Annotated in this window: 18 protein-coding genes and 3 pseudogenes; all 21 read left to right on the top strand. The window is 62.4% G+C overall.

Annotated features, from left to right (window positions below; genetic code table 11):
* The first annotated feature begins 3 nt into the window (after nucleotides 1-3).
* Nucleotides 4-330, top strand: coding sequence for a hypothetical protein (locus tag OMP40_RS24365; RefSeq protein ID WP_277535284.1), 327 nt, complete (start codon nucleotides 4-6; stop codon nucleotides 328-330).
* 700 nt (nucleotides 331-1,030) lie between these two features.
* Nucleotides 1,031-1,753 (top strand): sugar phosphate isomerase/epimerase family protein, encoded by a 723-nt coding sequence (locus OMP40_RS24370; protein WP_277535286.1) that lies wholly within the window; start codon nucleotides 1,031-1,033, stop codon nucleotides 1,751-1,753.
* 160 nt (nucleotides 1,754-1,913) lie between these two features.
* On the top strand, nucleotides 1,914-2,198 hold the full coding sequence (gene yqfC, locus OMP40_RS24375) for a sporulation protein YqfC (protein WP_090115073.1): 285 nt from the start codon (nucleotides 1,914-1,916) through the stop codon (nucleotides 2,196-2,198).
* A 267-nt stretch (nucleotides 2,199-2,465) separates the two neighbouring features.
* Nucleotides 2,466-3,077: pseudogene (locus tag OMP40_RS42230) on the top strand (sporulation protein YqfD); the annotation flags it as partial.
* Between the two features lie 40 nt (nucleotides 3,078-3,117).
* Nucleotides 3,118-3,555, top strand: a complete 438-nt coding sequence (locus OMP40_RS42235) for a sporulation protein YqfD (protein ID WP_420872036.1) — start codon at nucleotides 3,118-3,120, stop codon at nucleotides 3,553-3,555.
* A gap of 6 nt (nucleotides 3,556-3,561) precedes the next feature.
* Complete coding sequence (locus tag OMP40_RS24385; RefSeq protein ID WP_277535290.1) at nucleotides 3,562-4,533, top strand: PhoH family protein; 972 nt, start codon at nucleotides 3,562-3,564, stop codon at nucleotides 4,531-4,533.
* Nucleotides 4,534-4,548: 15 nt separating this feature from the next.
* Complete coding sequence (locus tag OMP40_RS24390) at nucleotides 4,549-6,810, top strand: HD family phosphohydrolase (RefSeq protein WP_277535291.1); 2,262 nt, start codon at nucleotides 4,549-4,551, stop codon at nucleotides 6,808-6,810.
* The gene (gene ybeY / locus OMP40_RS24395; RefSeq protein ID WP_277535293.1) at nucleotides 6,807-7,373 is read left to right on the top strand and encodes an rRNA maturation RNase YbeY; all 567 of its coding nucleotides are present in this window, start codon (nucleotides 6,807-6,809) and stop codon (nucleotides 7,371-7,373) included. Before OMP40_RS24390 ends, ybeY begins: the two co-directional genes overlap by 4 nt.
* A complete protein-coding gene (locus OMP40_RS24400; RefSeq protein ID WP_277535296.1) occupies nucleotides 7,370-7,741 on the top strand; it encodes a diacylglycerol kinase family protein in 372 nt (123 codons plus the stop codon). The genes ybeY and OMP40_RS24400 overlap by 4 nt, the downstream gene beginning before the upstream one ends.
* Before the next feature lie 41 nt (nucleotides 7,742-7,782).
* Complete coding sequence (gene cdd / locus OMP40_RS24405; RefSeq protein ID WP_277535298.1) at nucleotides 7,783-8,232, top strand: cytidine deaminase; 450 nt, start codon at nucleotides 7,783-7,785, stop codon at nucleotides 8,230-8,232.
* Nucleotides 8,229-9,137 (top strand): GTPase Era, encoded by a 909-nt coding sequence (era, locus tag OMP40_RS24410; protein WP_277535300.1) that lies wholly within the window; start codon nucleotides 8,229-8,231, stop codon nucleotides 9,135-9,137. The genes cdd and era overlap by 4 nt, the downstream gene beginning before the upstream one ends.
* 136 nt (nucleotides 9,138-9,273) lie before the next feature.
* Nucleotides 9,274-9,426 carry a YqzL family protein gene (locus tag OMP40_RS24415; protein WP_277535301.1) on the top strand — a complete coding sequence of 51 codons (153 nt, stop codon included), beginning with the start codon at nucleotides 9,274-9,276 and terminating at the stop codon, nucleotides 9,424-9,426.
* 93 nt (nucleotides 9,427-9,519) lie between these two features.
* Nucleotides 9,520-10,285 (top strand): annotated as a pseudogene (gene recO / locus OMP40_RS24420) (DNA repair protein RecO).
* Between the two features lie 132 nt (nucleotides 10,286-10,417).
* Nucleotides 10,418-11,008, top strand: a complete 591-nt coding sequence (locus OMP40_RS24425; protein WP_277535303.1) for a prenyltransferase — start codon at nucleotides 10,418-10,420, stop codon at nucleotides 11,006-11,008.
* Between the two features lie 73 nt (nucleotides 11,009-11,081).
* Nucleotides 11,082-11,339: pseudogene (locus OMP40_RS24430) on the top strand (prenyltransferase); the annotation flags it as partial.
* A 22-nt stretch (nucleotides 11,340-11,361) separates the two neighbouring features.
* Nucleotides 11,362-12,090 carry a DUF6081 family protein gene (locus OMP40_RS24435; RefSeq protein ID WP_277535306.1) on the top strand — a complete coding sequence of 243 codons (729 nt, stop codon included), beginning with the start codon at nucleotides 11,362-11,364 and terminating at the stop codon, nucleotides 12,088-12,090.
* A 389-nt stretch (nucleotides 12,091-12,479) separates the two neighbouring features.
* Nucleotides 12,480-13,367, top strand: coding sequence for a glycine--tRNA ligase subunit alpha (gene glyQ / locus OMP40_RS24440; protein ID WP_277535308.1), 888 nt, complete (start codon nucleotides 12,480-12,482; stop codon nucleotides 13,365-13,367).
* Complete coding sequence (gene glyS / locus OMP40_RS24445) at nucleotides 13,360-15,447, top strand: glycine--tRNA ligase subunit beta (RefSeq protein ID WP_277535310.1); 2,088 nt, start codon at nucleotides 13,360-13,362, stop codon at nucleotides 15,445-15,447. The genes glyQ and glyS overlap by 8 nt, the downstream gene beginning before the upstream one ends.
* Nucleotides 15,448-15,487: 40 nt before the next feature.
* The gene (locus OMP40_RS24450) at nucleotides 15,488-16,294 is read left to right on the top strand and encodes a pyruvate, water dikinase regulatory protein (protein WP_277538004.1); all 807 of its coding nucleotides are present in this window, start codon (nucleotides 15,488-15,490) and stop codon (nucleotides 16,292-16,294) included.
* Between the two features lie 164 nt (nucleotides 16,295-16,458).
* On the top strand, nucleotides 16,459-16,929 hold the full coding sequence (locus OMP40_RS24455) for a YaiI/YqxD family protein (protein ID WP_277535312.1): 471 nt from the start codon (nucleotides 16,459-16,461) through the stop codon (nucleotides 16,927-16,929).
* 48 nt (nucleotides 16,930-16,977) lie between these two features.
* Nucleotides 16,978-18,804, top strand: a complete 1,827-nt coding sequence (gene dnaG, locus OMP40_RS24460) for a DNA primase (RefSeq protein WP_277535314.1) — start codon at nucleotides 16,978-16,980, stop codon at nucleotides 18,802-18,804.
* The last annotated feature ends 2 nt before the right edge of the window (nucleotides 18,805-18,806 follow it).

Genomic DNA, 18,806 nt, shown 5'->3' on the forward strand with positions numbered 1-18,806 from the left:
GCCATGGAGCAACTCATTCGCTTTCTATTCGGAAACATTTATTATGTGTTCGTGATTGCGGGTGTTCTGTACGTCCTCTTTCGCAAATCGCCGCTTGAAAAGCCGCCCCCGAAGTCGGGCAACCGCCCCGCGGGGCGCATGCCCGACTTCGGGGGGCGGCGGAATGCCCCGCCCGATGCGGCCGACATCGGCGCCAAAGCCGGCTTCAAGGCCGACGACGGCGCAGCAGCCTGTCGAACGGCGGGAGGGTCCGGCCGCTTCCGAGCGGAGGGCGCCGCCTGTCGTGACGCTGCCCGCGCGTCCGCGAAGCGCGGAACCGGCCGAAGATAGAAGCGGCGCGCCGGCAGGCGACAGGCAGATCGTATACCGCAGCCCGGGCAGTCCCCCCGCCGACGCCCGTGCCTTGGGCGGGCGAGGGCGAATCGGGCGGCGAAGGCGTGCCCTCGGCGTCCGCGGCTCAAGCGGCGCGCGAGGATGCGGCCTACCATGCGGCCGCGAACGCATCCCCGCTCTATGCAGCCGCGCAAACGCAGGACGCTCCGGGGCCTGCGCGACCGAAGCGCAGCGAGCTGGCCCGCGCAGTGGTTTGGGCCGAGATTTCAGGGCCGCCCCGCTCGCGCAAGCCTTTTCGCAGATAGCGCGCACCGCAGGTCGCCTTAAGCAAGCGAAGCCGTCTTGATCGGGCATGTCCCGGCAGGACGGCTTTTTCAATTAATCAGAATTAATAAGTTTCGGGGTAAAAGCGCAGACTTCGCCCTTTCTTAGCTATATGGGACTACCGTTATGCAGCGACGCCCTGAACCAAGCGGATTTGTTCTCGCCGCCGATATTCGGGCGAAGTCTAGGCGTTAGATGATTTGCGCATGGGTTTGCGCGTATCGCGTATACTGGAATGGACTGGCAGGCGCTTCGTTCGTATCTTAACCGAAAGGATTGATCGTCGCTCGTATGTTATCCACCGGCATCGTATCCGTAACTTTTCGCAAGCTATCCCCCGAGGATATCGTCTCGCTCGCCGCGCAAGCCGGCCTTGACGGGATCGAATGGGGGAGGGGATGTCCACGTACTTCCCGGCGAGCTGCGGCACGCCCGAGATGTTCGCGCAATGACGGAAGCGGCCGGGCTGCAGGTTCCCTCCTACGGCTCTTATTATCGTGCCGGCGGCGGGGACGATTTCAATATCGTCCTGGACACCGCCGAAGCGCTCGGCGCGCCGAACGTCCGAATCTGGGCTGGCAGCGTAGGCTCGGCCGAAGCGGACGAGGCCATGCGCATTAGCATCGCAGAAGAAATCCGGCGCATCGCGGAGCTGTCGAAGCGGAGGGGGATCGGACTTTCGCTCGAATTTCACGACGGCACGCTGGCGGATACGGAGACTTCGTCCGTTTCGCTCATCCGATCGATCGCCAGCGACAACGTAAGCCTTTACTGGCAGCCTCGGATTGCGGTTTCCCCGCAAAGTAACTTGTCGACGCTGGCCGCCTTTTTGCCCTGGCTGTCCAACGTTCATGTGTTCCACTACGATATGCAGCGCATGCATCGGCCGCTGGAGGCCGGAGAAGCGGAGTGGCGCGCATACGTCGACGCGCTGAAGCGCTCGGGCAAGCCTCGTTATGCGTTGCTGGAATTCGTGAAGGACGGAGAGGCCGAACAGTTTTTGAAGGATGCGCGTACGTTAAAAAAAATTAGTTGGATTCGACAGCGGGACCGCGTCGGATCGCTAGCCGCTCGCGTATTCGCCGGTTCGCGATAAGCGAAGCGTCCCGCAAACCAAATACCGCTTGCCAATGCGCCGCCAGCCTGCACGTCAGGCTTGGCGGCTTCTTTATGCGGCGCTCGCCGCCGTTGCCGCCATTCTCATATTCGGCGTTTCTTCCGCATATAGATGGAACGTATGGGAGGGGGGACGCGTCATGCCGCGTGTCGGACGCAAGCTGCGCAAATGGACGGCCCGCGTCCTCGATCTGCCGCAGGACGTCGTATTGGACGTACCGCGTATCACGATGATCGCGGGACTCCAGCTGACGGTGGAAAATCATCGCGGCGTGCTTCATTTTTCGCAGGATCGGCTGCGGCTCGCGATGGACCGCGGCGAGCTGGAGATCGTCGGGAGCGATCTGGTCATCCGGCTCATCGGCGGCGAGGAAGTATTCGTCGAAGGGAAAATTACCGGCGTGCTGCTGCATCCGGGCGATTAGACGTCGCTGGCGACGGCGGCGACGCCCTTGCGCCCTTGCGCATACGAGGGGCGCGGAGCGCCGCATGGGTTTCGCATAGACGGGAGCGCGGCGCCGCCAGGGCGGTTGCCGGCGTCCAAGCGGAGGACAAGCCTGCAGAGGGGGAGAAGCCGTTGAAGGGGCAATGGTTAAGTTTTGTGCGCGGCAGCGTCCGCGTCAGGCTCGTTGGCGGGGACACCCGAATCTTTTTGAACGCGGCCGGCTCGCATCGGATCGAGCTGTGGGGGGATCGCCTACGACAGGGAAGGGCGCTTGTCGTTTTGGGTGTCCGTGCCGGATTTTTTCGCTTTGCGCCCGCTGCTTCGCGCTGCAGGCAGCCGCCCGCGCGTGCTCGAGCGCCGCGGATTGCCGTTCAAGCTCGGCCGCCTGTCCCGGCGCAAGACGTTCGCGGGCGGCCTCTTGTTGTTCGTCGCTGCGCTGTTCGCGCTGTCTACGCTCGTCTGGGACGTTCAAATCCATACGGACGAGACGGTTCCCGAAGCGGAGATCCGCAAGGCCGCCGCAGCCGAAGGCATTCGGCCTTTGCAATGGTCTCCCCGCCTGCCGGACGCCACGGAGCTGGCGCACCGGCTCGCGCGCAGGCTGCCCGACGCGGCATGGGTAGGCGTGGAGAAAAGCGGGACGCGTTATGTCATCAACGTCATTCGATCGAACAAGCCCGAAGTGAACAAAGAAAGCGGGCCGAGCGATCTGATCGCGAAGGCGGACGCCGTCGTGACGCGCATCGTCGCGGAGAGCGGCAAACCGCTGGTCGCGCGCAACGCGCGCGTGCGCAAGGGAGAGACGCTGATCTCCGGGCAGCTCGGCGAGGCCGACCGGGTCAAGCTGGTCGCTTCGGCGGGCGAGGTGCGGGGGGCTCGTCTGGTACGAATACGGCATCGTGTCGCCGCTTGCGCGGAGCACGAACTATTATACGGGCGATTCGGCGGACCGGACCTACCTGGTCATCGGCGACCGGGCGCTGCAGACGAGCGGCTACGGCCAGGAGCCGTATGCGGCATCGAAAACGTTCGCGGACTGGCGATCGTTCAAGTGGGGAAGCTGGACGCTGCCCGTCGCGATCCTGAAGGAAAAGGAGATGGCGGTCGAGAAACGGAGCGAACGGCTGACCCCGGGCGCGGCGAGAGCGGCAGGGCTGGCGCAGGCGCGTGCGGAGGCGTTGTCCGCCGCGGGCAAAGGCGCCGTCGTCAAAGCGGAAAAAATTTTGCATGAACAAACGGAGAATGGTAAAGTGATGATACGCGTACTATTCGAAATCGAACAATCGATTGCCGTACGGCGCCCGATCGCGACCGATCCCAAGACGCAGGGGGAATGAGGCTTTTTGACAGACAGCAGGCATTTCATTACGATTCCTCTCCGCAACGCCGCGGAGGGACTGGCTTTGTTCGGTCCGCAGGACAAGTACCTACGCATGATCCAACAGGAGACGGCAGCCGTCATCCATTCCCGCGACGCGGAGATTACCGTCGAGGGCGCGGAGAGCGACCTGCGGTCTCTTCAACAATTTTTCGAGACGGTCCTCCAGCTGATCCGCAGCGGACTGACCGTCGGAGAGCGCGACGTGCGCTACGCCTTCGAGCTGGCCCGGGAGATGAAGGCCGACCAACTGCTGGCGCTGTTCCAGGGGGAGATCACGACGACCTTCCGGGGCAAGCCGATCGCCCCGAAGACGCTCGGCCAGCGCCACTACATTACGATGATCCGCAAAAAGGACATCGTGTTCGGCATCGGCCCCGCCGGCACCGGTAAAACCTATTTGGCCGTCGTATCGGCGGTCGCCGCGCTGAAGGAAGGGCGCGTCAAGCGCATCCTGCTCACCCGCCCTGCCGTGGAAGCCGGAGAGAATCTGGGCTTCCTGCCGGGTGACATGCAGGAGAAGGTCGACCCGTACCTGCGCCCGCTTTACGACGCGCTGAACGACGTGCTCGGGCCAGAAGGCGTCGCCAAGGCGCTCGAGCGGGGCATGATCGAGATCGCGCCGCTCGCCTATATGCGCGGACGCACGCTCGACGATTCGTACGTCATCCTCGACGAAGCGCAAAATACGACCGGCGAGCAGATGAAGATGTTCCTGACGCGGCTCGGCTTCGGCTCGCGGATGGTGATCACCGGCGACGTGTCGCAGATCGACTTGCCCAAGGGCAAGAAGTCCGGCCTGAACGAAGCGCAGCGCATTTTGAAGGATATTCCGGAGATCGGCCTCGTGTACTTCTCCGAGCAGGATGTCGTCCGGCATGCGCTCGTCCAGAAGATCATCGTTGCCTATCAGAAGGACGACGAGACCAATACGTAAAGGAGCGAGCGCCGGATGAATCGGACACGAAGCGGCCCGGCGGGTGCTTTATCTTCCTTTGCTGCTGCAGGATGGAAGCAGAGCGCGGCGGTCAAGGGACTGCTGCTGCTCGCGTTCGTCCTGCTGTTTTATTTCAGCCTGGCGACGCGCCTCGTACCGGAGACCTACGATATTACCCTGGGCGCGAAGAGCGAGCACGACATCAAGGCGCCGCATCAGGCGACCGACGAGAAGGCGACGCTCAAGGCCCAGGAGGAAGCGGCCGAGAAGATCGGCGCCATCTATCCGTACGTGGCGCTGCACAGCGAGAATCTCATCGACAGCATTCTCGTCCGCATCGACCAGCTCAATCAGGACGACCAGGTGACGCTCGAGCAGAAGATCGAGATCTACCGCACCGAACTGCCCGACCGCGTGGATCAGTTCATCGATACGTTCATCAGCGCGAATTCGGGCTCCGACAACTATTCGGCGAGTCTGTTCGGGGAAATGAAAAAGGCGGTTCAAGCGCAGGCGTACCGGATTCCCGAGGAGACGTTCTACAAGCTGCCGAAGCTGACGACGGAGCAGATCGCGGAGATGCGGACCGTCGGCCGCGACGTCGTCCGCAGGCTGATGGCGGACCCGATCACGGACGCCGAAGCCGCGCGCGCCAAGGTGGCGGAGCTGGTCAACGGCAGTTCGCTGGCGCTCAAGACGCAGCGGGAGATCGTCCAGGAGCTGTCGAGATTCGTGCTCACGCCGAACAAGTTCTACGACAAGGACGCGACCGAAGAAGCCAAGGTCCAGGCCAAGCAGAATACGCCGCCCGTCGTCATCAAGCAGGGCGACGTGATCGTCAAGGCCGGACAAGTCATCGATCAGGAAACGTACGAGCGGCTCGACGGCTTCGGCCTGCTTCAGGAGCAGCGAACGTACTGGCCGCAGCTCGGCGCGCTCATGCTGTCGGTGCTGTTCATGCTCGCGCTATACAGCTATGCGGAGCTGACGGCATCCGCGGCCAAGCCGGCGATGAAGCGGACGAACGTCGATTGGCTGATGCTTTTTTTCATTTTCGCCATCAATATACTCGTCATGCATCTGGTCGCGCTGGCGCACAGCGAAGCGTGGCCGTATATCATCTATATCGCGCCGCTCGCGCTGGGCAGCATGCTGATGACGCTGCTCATCGACGTTCAGACGGCGATGGTAGGCTCGCTTCTGTTTACCGTTCATGCGAGCATCGTCATGAACGTCGAGCAGACAAGCCTGTTCGACTTCCGCTTCGGCTTCGTCGCCGCGGTCGTGCTGTTCACCTCGGTGCTGGCGATCCACCGGGCGAGCCAGCGCTCCGCCATTCTGAAGGCGGGGATCATGGTGAGCCTGTTCGGTTCGTTCGCGGTGACCGCGCTGACGCTGGTCGGACCGGATCCGGACCGGACCCAGCTCGTCCAGTCGGTCGGCTTCATGTTCGCGAGCGGCCTGCTCACCGCCGTCCTCGTCATCGGCATCATGCCGTTTTTCGAGATGACGTTCGGGATCCTGTCCGCGCTCAAGCTGGTCGAGCTGTCCAACCCGAACCACCCGCTGCTTCGCAAGCTGCTGACCGAGACGCCGGGCACCTACCACCACAGCCTGATGGTCGGCAATCTGTCCGAGGCGGCGGCCGAGTCGGTCGGCGCGAACGGCCTGCTCTGCCGGGTAGGCTCCTTCTACCACGACGTCGGCAAGACGAAGCGTCCGCTCTACTTTATCGAAAATCAAAACGGCGGGGAAAATCCGCACGACAAGCTTGACCCGAGGGTCAGCGCCTCGATCATCATCGCGCACGCCCGCGACGGCGCGGAGATGCTCAAGGCCCACAAGCTGCCCAAGCAGATCCGGGACATCGCGGAGCAGCACCACGGCACGACTTTTCTTAAATTTTTTTATTACAAGGCGGTTAAGCAGGCGGAGCAGGACGGCGTGGAGAACGAATGGACCGAGGACGACTTCCGCTATCCGGGTCCCAAAGCGCAGTCCAAGGAAGCGGCCATCGTCGGCATCGCGGACAGCGTGGAGGCTGCGGTCCGCTCTCTCGGAGCGCCGACGGTGGAGCAGGTGGAGTCGATCATCGCCAAGATCATCAAGGACCGGCTCGACGACGGGCAGCTGAGCGAATGCGACTTGACGGTGCGCGAGCTTAACCAGATCGCCGAGACGCTGAAGACGACCGTCATCGGCATGTTCCACTCCCGGATCAAATATCCGGAGGAGAGCGCCAAAGACGACACGGAAAAAAAGGAGCGGGAAGCATGAGCCTGAAGCTGGAATGGGTGGACGAGCGCGAGGCGGTCTCGGCGGGCGAAGCGGGCTGGCCGTCTCTGTTGACGCGGCTGCTGGACGAGGCGGCAAAAGCCGAAGGCGTCGCAAGCGGGATCGTCACGCTGACGTTGACGGACAACGAAGGCATCCGCGAGTTGAACCGGACTTACAGGGGACTGGACAAAACGACGGACGTCCTGTCGTTCCCGATGCGCGAGCAGGGCGCGGAGGAATTCGAGATTTTGTACGACGACGATTACGAGACGACGACGGTCGATATTTTGAACGCCGAAGCGGAAGACGAAGAAACGCCGGACGCTGAGCTCGGCACGGTTGCCGGCCGGATCGAAGAGCTGCTCGGGGATATCGTCATCTCGGTGCCGCGGATGCACGAGCAGGCCGTCGAGTACGGTCACAGCGCCGAACGCGAGCTCGGCTTCCTGTTCGTGCACGGCTTCCTTCACCTGATGGGCTACGACCATGGCACGGAGGAAGAGGAGCGCGCGATGTTCGCCAAGCAAGAAGCAGTACTTGCCCGGGCGGGCCTGACGCGGTGAGCCGCAACCAGTCCGAGCTGGCGTCGTTCCGCCAAGCGCTCATCGGAATCGGGCACGCGCTCCGGACGGAGCCGCATATGCGGTTCCATCTGGGAGCGAGCGCTGTCGTGCTCGTCGCAGCGGCCTGGCTCGGGCTTCCGCGCGGGGACTGGATGTGGCTGCTCGCGGCGTGTACGGCCGTGCTGTGCGCGGAGCTGGTCAATACGGCCGTGGAGCGCGCGGTCGACCACGCTTCCCTGCAGCGGAGCGAGCTGGCCAAGGCGGCGAAGGATACGGCCGCAGGCGCGGTGCTGATCGCTTCGGTATTCGCGGCGGCCGTCGGGTTGATCGTGCTTTTGCCGCCCCTGTGGGAGCGGATCTCGGGATAATGGACTTCGGGCCGCGCAAGGTCCGATTCGGAGGATGACAGATGGGGGACATCAATATAGAGGCGCTCGGCTGGACGCCGCAGCAGCTGCTGGCCGAGGCGGCCAAGGCGATGGAAAAGGCCTACGTGCCTTATTCGGGCTTCAAGGTCGGCGCGGCGCTGGTCGACGGCACAGGCGCCGTGCATTATGGCTGCAACGTCGAAAACGCGGCCTACAGTCCGGGCAACTGCGCAGAACGCACCGCGCTGTTTCGCGCGATCGCGGACGGCCATGCGCCCGGCAGCTTCCGGGCGATCGCCGTCACCGGACGCACGGACGGGCCGATCACGCCCTGCGGCGTCTGCCGGCAGGTGCTCATCGAGTTGGGAGGACCGGAGTTGCCGGTCATTATGGGCAACGATAAGGGAGACGTTTCGATTATGACGGTCGCCGAGCTGCTGCCCGGCGCATTCACGCCGGCGAAGCTGGCGGAGGGAAGGAATATAGAATGAGCGAGACAAAAGGCAAGTTCAAGTCGGGCTTCGTCGCCATCGTCGGCAGGCCGAACGTGGGCAAGTCGACGCTGATGAACCAGGTGATCGGCCAGAAGATCGCCATCATGAGCGACAAGCCGCAGACCACCCGCAACAAGATTCATGGCGTGTACACGACGGACGACAAGCAGATCGTGTTCCTCGACACGCCGGGCATTCACAAGTCCAACTCCAAGCTGGGGGGACTTCATGGTGAAATCGGCGCTCGGAGCGCTCGAGGAGGTCGAAGCGATCCTGTTCCTGACCGACGTGTCGGAGGAGCTCGGGGGGCGGCGACCGCTTTATTATCGAGCAGCTCAAAAAAGGTGAACACGCCCGTCTTCCTCGTGCTGAACAAGATCGACAAGGTCCAGCCGGAAGTGCTGCTGCCGATTATCGACAAATACAGCAAGCTGCACGGCTTTACCGAGGTCGTGCCCGTATCGGCGCGCGACGGCAACAACGTAACGACGCTCCTCGAGCAGATCGGGCGCTATCTGCCCGAAGGTCCGATGTACTACCCGGCCGACCAGATCACGGACCATCCGGAGCAGTTCATCTGCGCGGAGCTCATCCGCGAGAAAATTTTGCAGACGACCCGCGAGGAGATTCCGCATTCGATCGCCGTCGAGATCGAGAGCATGGGGACCGGTGACAATGGCGTGGTGAACATCGGCGCGGTCATCTACGTAGAACGGCCGTCGCAGAAGGGCATCATCATCGGCAAAAACGGCGCGGCGCTCAAGGAAGTCGGCAAGCGGGCGCGGCATGACATGGAGCGGCTGCTCGGTTCCAAGATTTTTCTGGAGCTGTGGGTCAAAGTGAAGGAAGACTGGCGCAACAGAGAATCGGTCCTGAAGACGCTCGGCTTCCGGCACGACTAAAGCACGATCTTCGTGCCCGGTCCAAGCGCGACCGTCGTTCAGGGCAAATGTGTCAGGCATACCCGCACGACGGCGGTGGCATTCTAACGGTGGCGATTTGGGAAGATTTCATTTCCACCGGGGGAGGATGAGCGCTATGCGGGATTTCACGTGGCACGTGTTTACGCAGACCGGCGATATCGAAGCCTACCTGCTTTACAAGGAAATGATTCAGCCCGGAGCCGCCGGCCTGGCGTCGGAAGAACCGGTTCCAGAGGGCGAAGGGGAAGAGAGCGGAGCGGGAGCCTGAAGTAACCTTGACCGGCTTCAGCCCGCGATCGTCGCGCACCGTCAGCGGCGCGCGACCCGGTCCTACACGGCGCACAGAAACGGGGAGAGGCCGTTGCTCTATCGGACGGAAGGCATCGTCATTCGCAGCATCGATTACGGGGAAGGCAACAAGATCGTCACGATCATGACGCCGTCGTTGGGCAAGCAGGGCATCGTCATCCGAGGCGCCCGCAAACCGAAAAGCCGTTACGCATCGCTCGCCCAGCTGTTTACGCTCGGCGATTTTTCCTTTTACAAGGGCGGCGGCCTCGGGCAGCCTGAACAACGGCGAGATCGTCGAATCGTTCAGAGGGCTCAGAGAAGGTCTCGATCAGGCCGCCTACGCCTCCTATTTGGTCGAGCTGTGCGACCGCGCCATTCAGGACGAAGACGCGGGCGCTTTTTTATATCATCAGCTCCATGCCGGTTTGACGGCGATATCGGAAGGCAAAGACCCGCGGATCGTCGCCCGCTTGTTCGAGATGAAGATCGCATCCGTTGCGGGTTATGCGCCGATGCTGGACGCTTGCGCAGGCTGCGGGCGGGAGGAAGGGCCGTTTTATTTCAGCGCGGCGGGCGGCGGCGCCCTGTGTACCCGGTGTCGTCATCGCGATCCGCGGGCGATGGAGCTGGAGGAAGGCGTATGGAAGCTGCTGCGCGTTTTCTCGGCGATGGACATGCGCAGACTCGGCAACGTGACCGTGAAGGAATCGACTGCCAAGCAGCTGGCGACGGTCATGCGCAGGTGGTTCGATCATCATTTGGCGCTGAATTTGAAGTCCAGGCATTTTTTGGACCAATGGGAACGCGGAGACGATTTCTTCAAACCGGTACCCTAATTCGACAGAACGTGCTATACTATAGTAAGTAACATACGCGATGCAAGCTGTGTGACGGGTTCGCTGTTTCGACAGGTCGGCGAGGCCGTTTTCTTATGCGCAATTATTCGATTTTAGGAAGGGATGCGGAAGATGGAATCTTTCAAGCGGTTCATGAAGGCTTCGCGCATGCGCGTCATCCCGGTCATGCTCATGCCCGTCGCGCTTGGGGCGCTTGGCGCTTACGTGTGGGACGGCGTCTTCGATATTTGGCTGCTGCTGCTCACGCTCGTCGGCTCCGGGGCGGCCCATCTGTTTTCGAATATGATCAACGACCTCTGGGACTATAAGAACGGGACGGACGAAGCCGCGAAAAATACGGCGGACGCCATCGGCACCAATTCGGGTTATTTGACGAACGGCGTCTGGAGCATGCGCACGTTCGCGTCGGTCACCTGGAGCTTGTTCGCGCTCGCGGCCGCGAGCGGTATCGCGTTGGCTGTCCTGAGCGGCATCTGGGCGTTCGTCTTCGGCGCGCTCGGCGGACTCATCGCTTATTTTTACGTCGCGCCGCCGATCCGATTCGGGTACAGGGGCAAGGGCTACAGCGAGTTCGCGATCTTGCTCGCGTTTGGCGTGCTGCCGGTGCTCGGCTCCTATTATGTACAGACCTCTACGTTCGATTACCGGGCGATCCTGCTGTCGCTGCCGATCGGACTGCTCACGACGTTGATCCTTTTTTAACCACCACTTCCTTCACTGGCAGGCAGACCGGGCGGCCGGCAAACGCACGCTTGTCGTCGTCTGGGGCGAACGCCGCGCGCTGCAATTTTCGCGTTTGCTGCTCGGCTTGGCGGCGTTATCGCTCGTCGTTGCGGCGCTCGCGGGGGCGCTGCCCGCCTATGCGCTGGTCGGGCTGCTCACGGCGATTCCGCTGTACCTGGTCTACGGGCGCCTTCAGGAGCAGAACAGCTCCCGCGCCTACTTGCCGCTCATGGGCGCTTCCGTCAAGGCCGCCAATCGCTGCGGTTCGGTACTGATCGTCTGTTTGATCGTTCAAGGACTCATCCAATAATCTACGGGAAGTGACCGCAACCATGGAAAAGCAGCTCGTATTCGGCGATTTTCACCGCATTTTATCGGAAGGCGAAACGTGGAAAATCGGCGGTTTTCCGCTGCCCGACGGCTCGTTCTGGGAGTATCGCGAGCCCGACGCGGTCGTCATCGTCCGCAACGGCATCCTTTACGTCCGCGCCCAGCTTAGCCGCAGCCACGACCGCGTGCAGATCCTCGACAACGCGAAGCATATGTACTATTCTGTCGAAGAGGTCGTCGTCCCGGAAAACGGGGAGGTCAGCTTCGAGCTCGACATTCGCGCGCGCAGCGCGGGCACGGCGCCGGGCGATCTGTACGACGGCTACGTGTCGCTGAACCTGCTCGATTTCACGACGGGCGCCGCGCTCGACTTTTTCGCGGGCAACGACAAGTACGCTTCCGTGTACGCGGTGCTGCCCTTCCCGGGCGTCGAGGTACCGAAGTCGGACAAGACCCGGTTTTTCTGCGTATTCCAGGAAGACACGAACTTCAAGGCGCGCGAATTCAATACGTACAAGATCGTATACAACCGCTCCGACGACGAGGTCGTCTTTTACCTGAACGGCGCCGAAGTGCGGCGCGAGCGCGGGGTGCCGGTCAAGATGAACCGCTTCACGATCGCGCTCGGCATCATGACGGAGAAGGATTTGTCGCCGGAGGGCAGCGTGTCCGTGCACGGCCAGACGGTCATCGCCGAGTATACGCCGGTGAAGGTGACAATCCGGGAATAGGCGCTTTGCATTTGACACGCCCGGCGTCTATCGGCTAAAATGTGACATAACGATGGCATGCGTCTCGTTGAAGGAGAGAGTAGCCGGTTGCCTGTCGGCAGCTGCAGCGAGCCGGGGGCGGTGCGAGCCCGGCGCGACGAATCGGCGAAGGGCGCTCCGGAGAGAACGGCCATACCAAAGAGCGGGCAAACGAAGGCGCGCGTGAGCGAGCCGCGATGAGCGGACGCGATTGTCGCGACGGTATCTTCGGGCGTCAAGTAGGGTGGAACCGCGGGATCAAGCTCCCGTCCCTATGTCTGCGCGGCAGACGTGGGACGGGAGCTTTTTGTCGCGTCCCGGCGCCGCGGATTCAGCGGATTCGATCCCCAAATTACGAAGGAGTGGCGCACTTGAATTTTCAGCATATGACATTGACCCTGCAGCAATTCTGGGCGGAGCAGGACTGCATCGTCGTCCAGCCTTACGACACCGAAAAGGGCGCGGGCACGATGAATCCGATGACCTTTCTGCGTACGATCGGGCCGGAGCCGTGGAACGTCGCTTACGTAGAGCCGTCCCGTCGTCCGGCGGACGGACGCTACGGCGAAAATCCGAACCGGCTGTATCAGCATCATCAATTTCAGGTCATCATGAAGCCTTCGCCGGACAACATTCAGGAGCTGTACCTCGAGAGTCTGAAGCGTCTCGGGATCGATCCGCTGCAGCACGACATCCGGTTCGTCGAGGATAACTGGGAATCGCCGACGCTCGGCGCCTGGGGGCTCGGCTGGGAAGTGTGGCTGGACGGCATGGAGATTACGCAGTTCACGTACTTCCAGCAAGTCGGCGGCATCGACTGCCATCCGGTCGCGGTGGAGATCACGTACGGCATGGAGCGGCTTGCCTCCTACATTCAGGACAAGGAAAACGTATTCGATCTGGAATGGGTGAAAGGCGTTGCCTACGGCGACGTGTTCAAGCAGCCGGAATACGAGCATTCCAAGTATACGTTCGAGGTATCCGACGTCGCGATGCTGTTCGATCTGTTCTCGACCTACGAGGCCGAGGCGAAGCGCGCGATGGACGAGAATCTCGTTTTCCCGGCTTACGATTACGTCCTTAAATGCTCCCATACGTTCAACCTGCTCGACGCGCGCGGCGCGATCAGCGTCACCGAGCGTACGGGTTATATCGGACGCGTGCGCAATCTGGCCCGCTCGGTCGCCGCAACGTTCCTGCAGGAGCGCGAGCGGCTCGGATTCCCGCTGCTGAAGAAGGAGGCGAACGACAATGCCTAAGGATCTGCTGCTCGAGATCGGCCTTGAGGAAGTGCCCGCGCGGTTCGTGCGGGGCGCGATGGAACAGCTGAAAGAAAAAATCGAAAAATGGCTCGAAGCGAGCCGCCTCGCTCACGAAGGCGTGACCGCCTACGCGACGCCGCGCCGGCTGGCCGTCGTCGTCAATGGCTTGGCGGACCGCCAGGAGGACGTCAGCGAGCAGGTCAAAGGACCGGCGCGCAAGATCGCGCTGGACGAGAGCGGCGCCTGGACGAAGGCCGCGCTCGGCTTCGCCCGCAGCAACGCGGTGGAGCCCGAAGCGCTGTTCTTCAAGGAACTCGGCGGCGTCGAATACGTCTATGCCAACAAATCCAGCGTCGGCGTCGAGACGGCCGGCCTGCTGCCAGAGGCGCTGCCTGCGATCATCACGTCGATGACGTTTCCGAAAAACATGCGCTGGGGCGCCTACGATCTTCGCTTCGTGCGTCCGATCCGGTGGCTCGTGGCGCTGCACGGCGAGGCGATCGTGCCATTCGCGATCACGGACGTCGAGACCGGCCGCACGACCCGCGGACATCGCTTCCTCGGCGCGGACGCGGAGATATCCGTTCCGTCCGAATACGCGTCGAAGCTGCGCGAGCAGCACGTGATCGCCGATGTCGAGGAGCGCAGGGAAGCGATCCTGGCGCAGCTCGGCGAGCTCGCCAAGTCCCGAGGCTGGGAGATCGCGATCAAGGACGATCTGCTCGAAGAGGTGCTCTTCCTCGTCGAGACGCCGACCGCGCTGTCCGGCTCGTTCGATCCCGCCTTCCTCGACATTCCGCAGGAGGTGCTGATCACGTCGATGCGCGAGCATCAGCGCTACTTCCCGGTGCTGGACGCGCAGGGCAAGCTGCAGCCGCATTTCGTCACCGTTCGCAACGGGGACGACGCCGCGCTCGCTGCCGTCGCCAAGGGCAACGAAAAGGTGCTGCGCGCCCGCTTGTCTGACGCGAAGTTCTTCTACGCGGAAGATCAAAAGGGAGCCATCGACGGCTTCCTGCGGAAGCTCGAAAGCATCGTTTATCACGAGGAGCTCGGCACGGTCGCCGACAAGGTGCGCCGCATCCGCGCGACCGCCGACAAGCTCGCCGAGCTGCTTCGAGCGGACGAAGCGGTACGCGCGGACGTCTCGCGCGCCGCGGACATTTGCAAGTTCGACCTGGTGACGCAGATGGTATACGAATTCCCTGAACTGCAGGGCATCATGGGCGAAGATTACGCGCTTAAATTCGGCGAAAAGCCGGCGGTCGCCGAGGCGATCAACGCGCATTACTCGCCGCGCAACGCGTCGGACAATCCGCCGGCTTCGCTCGTGGGCGCGATCGTCGGCATCGCCGACAAGCTCGACACGATCGTCGGCTGCTTCCTGATCGGCATCGTGCCGACCGGCTCCCAGGACCCGTACGCGCTTCGCCGCCAGGCCGCCGGCATCGTGTCGACGCTGCTTGCGCACGGACTCGAGCTCAAGCTGTCGGACCTGTTCAGGCTGTCGCTCGACGTCTATGCGGCAGCCGGTCTCGGCAAGCGCGAAGCGTTCGACGTGTCCAAGGACCTGAGCGAATTTTTCGCGTTGCGGGTAAAGAACGTATTGACGGAGCAGCAAATCCGCTACGACGTCACCGACGCGGTGCTCGGCGCGGGCTGCGACGACGTTCGCCGGACGGTGCTGCGCGCGCAGGCGCTGCAAGCCGCCGCCGGCGGCGACGGCCGCGAGTCGTTCCGTCCAGCGGCCGAAGCGTTCGGCCGCGTCGCGAATCTCGCGGCCAAGGGCGGAGATTCGCGCCAGGTGGACGCGTCGCTGTTCGCGGATCCGGCCGAAGGCGCGCTTTACGAGGCGTGGATGAACGCGCACGGCCGGATCGTGACCGCGACCGCCGAGACGAGGCTGTCCGACGCGTTGACCGCGCTGTCCGCGCTGAGCGGGCCGATCGCCGCGTTCTTCGAGGCCGTCATGGTCATGGCCGACGACGAGGCGATCCGCCGCAACCGGCTGGCGCTGCTCGGTCTGATCGCCGACGACGTGCGGGGCTTCGCCGACTTCGCCAAGCTCGCGGGCTAATCCTGGCCGCGCCGCGGCCACTCGAACGGAGGGATGCACCATCGAAGCAACAAGCGTAACCGTCTACGTCGTATCCGACTCCGCCGGCGACACCGGCGAGCTTGCGGTACGGGCGGCAGCCGCCCAATTTCACCCGCTCAAGGTGCAAATCCGGCGCGCCGGCTTTATCCAGCGGGAGGCGGCGATCGACGCCGTGCTCGAGGCGGCGCAGAGCGAGCGCGCCGTCGTGCTGTATACGCTCGTCATCGACGCGCTCCGCGGCTACATGGCTTCGGAGTCCGCCCGGCGGGGCATCTCCGCGATCGATCTGCTCGGCCCGCTCATCGACCAGATGGAGCAGCGGTTCGGCTGCCGGTCGAGGCACGAGCCGGGATTGAACCATGTGCTTGACGCAGGCTATTTTCGCAAGGTCGAAGCGGTCGAATTCGCGGTGCGTTACGACGACGCCCGCGACGTGACCGGCGTGAGCAAGGCCGACATCGTGCTGACCGGCGTCTCCCGGACGTCGAAGACGCCGCTATCCATGGTGCTCGCGCATCGCACGTACAAAGTCGCGAACGTGCCGCTCGTGCCTGAGCTTACGCCGCCCCGGGAGCTGTTCCTCGTGCCGAAGACCAAGGTTTTCGGACTGACGATCCGGCCGGACGCGCTGAACGCGATCCGCGTCGAGCGGCTCAAGGCGCTCGGCCTGCCCAACACGGCTTCGTACGCGACGGCGGAGCGGATTCAGCAAGAGCTCGAATACGCGCACGGCATCATGAAAAAGCTGGGCTGCGTCATTATCGACGTGTCGAACAAGGCGGTCGAAGAAACGGCGAGCCTGATCATGGAGCAGTTGGAAAAATAGACGCTTTTCGACAAAATCGGCGGACAACCGGCATGCCTCCAAGGCGGCTGGTTGTTGCTTTCTTACGGGAACGCGGTCTTAAATTTTGTGGATCAGGAAGGATTTATCGCCCCGGTAGCGTATATAATAGGGACTCACAATAACATCGATGAACGGGGTGTCGAATGCTGCAAAATCCGGTCCGGGTCGTTGTCGACGCGGACGCCTGCCCGGTGAAGCCGGAGATCGCCGCATGCGTGAGGGCGGCGGGGACGAGAGCGCTGCTCGTATCTTCGCATGCGCATGTGCTTCATGCCGAGGAAGGCGTCGACGTCGTGACGGTGGACGCGAGCGATCAAGCGGCCGATCTGTATATCGCCAACGCGCTGAAGGCGTCCGACATTCTCGTCACCGGCGACTACGGGTTGGCCGCGCTCGGACTCGCCCGCGGAGCGGCCGTGCTGACGCCTCGCGGCAAGACGATCGACGAGGAGAATATCGACGAGCTGCTCGCGCAGCGGCACTTTTCGGCGAAGCAGCGGCGCGGCGGGATGCGGACGCGAGGCCCGAAGCCGTTTACGGACGAGGACCGCGACCGCTTTCAACAAAAACTGACAAAGCTGCTTCGGAGGTTGCAGGAGAATTCGTTCGCTTAGCGAATTGTATTACGTGCCGAAATCGAACGGCAGGGCGGATGGCTTAATATGAATAACGGCATGATTCCACAAGAGACGATCGACGAGGTTCTTCGGCGGTACGACATTGCGGAGACCGTCGGTCGTTACGTTCAGTTGTCCAGAAACGGCAAGTATTTGAAGGGGTTGTGCCCGTTCCATTCCGAACGCACGCCTTCCTTCACGGTGACGCCGGAGAAGCAGATCTTTCATTGCTACGGCTGCGGCAAGGGCGGCAACGTCGTCAAGTTCATCATGGAAATCGAAAACGAGACGTTTCCCGAAGCGATCAAGAGCATGTGCGAGGAGGCGGGGATCCCGATCTCCTGGCAGGCGCCCGACGGCGAACAGTCCGAGCGCCAGAAGGAGCGCTCCGTCATGACGGAGGCGCACGCCTATGCGGCGAAGTTCTACCATGCCGTGCTGCGCAATACCGCGGCGGGCACCGGCGCGATGAACTATCTTCGGGACCGCGGCATGACGGACAAGCTGATCGAGGAGTTCGGGCTCGGCTACGCGCCCGCGCGTTGGGACACGCTGGCGCAGGCGCTGGACAAGAAGGGCTTCGACCTCGCGGACATGGACCGGGGCGGACTGCTCTCCAGGCGGCATGAAGGCGAAGGCTTCGTAGACCGCTTCCGCGATCGCGTCATGTTCCCGATTCACGACGGCGACGGCAAGATTATCGCCTTCGCGGGAAGGCTCATGTCCGACGGCCAGCCGAAGTACCTGAATTCGCCCGAGTCGCCGCTTTTTAGCAAGAGCAGAACGCTCTACCGGTTCCACGCGGCGAAAGGCGCGATCCGCAAGAGCCGGCAGGTGGTGCTGCTCGAGGGCTACATGGACGTCATCAAGGCATGGTCGGCCGGCGTGCACAACGGCGTCGCGACGATGGGGACCGCCCTCACGGGCGAGCACGCTTCCCTGCTGAAGCGCTACGCGGACGAGGCGATCGTCTGCTACGACGGAGACGATGCGGGGATGGCCGCGGCGAGCAAGAGCATTCCGCTGCTGGAGAACGCCGGCTTCAGGGTGCGGGTGGGCGTGCTGCCCGGCAAGATGGACCCGGACGAATACATCACGGCGTACGGCTCGGAAGCCTACATGCGGGAGATCGTCGAAGGCGCGGTATCCGCCCTCAAATTTCAGCTCATCTATTTGAGGAAATCCCATATACTGCTAGAAGAAGACGGGAAGCTCCGGTATCTCGAAGACGCCATCAAGCTCGTAGCCAGGCGGGAATCGGCTACCGAACGGGAATTGACGCTCAAGGAGCTGGCGCAGGAATTCGGGGCTTCGACGGACAGCTTGAAGCAGGACGTATTCAAGATCAGGCAGCAGGAGAAATTGGGAACGGCTGGGGATATTCCGGGCGGATCGTGGAATAATGAATGGAATGATAACCGCAGTTCGGCCAAGCTTCCCAAAGTGTCGGTCGACTATGTCAAGGCCGAGCAGTACCTCCTGTCCTGGATGCTGCAGGATCGCGAGACGGCGGACATCGTCCGGGAACGGTTGGACGATCGCTTCCATGTAGAGGATCACGCGGCAATCGCTGCTTATCTATATGCCTATTACGCGCAGGGCCACCAGCCTGACATAGGAAGATTCATCGCCACGCTGCAGGACGATCGGCTGGAGCGCGCCACCAGCGCCATCGCGCTGATCGAAGTGCCCTTCGGAGAACGCGAACTTGCCGATTGTATGCGAACGGTCGAGCGCCAGGTGACGAAAAAGGACGATTTGCAGAGCTTGTACGAAGAAATGAACAGAGCGGAGCGTACCGGTGATCCATTGCGCGCCGCGCAAATATTGACAGAGATTATCGCCCTGGAGAGACGGCAGAAGGAAAGCTGAAG

The sequence above is a fragment of the Cohnella rhizosphaerae genome, assembly GCF_029525575.1.
In the GTDB taxonomy this organism is placed as follows: Bacteria; Bacillota; Bacilli; order Paenibacillales; family Paenibacillaceae; genus Cohnella; species Cohnella rhizosphaerae.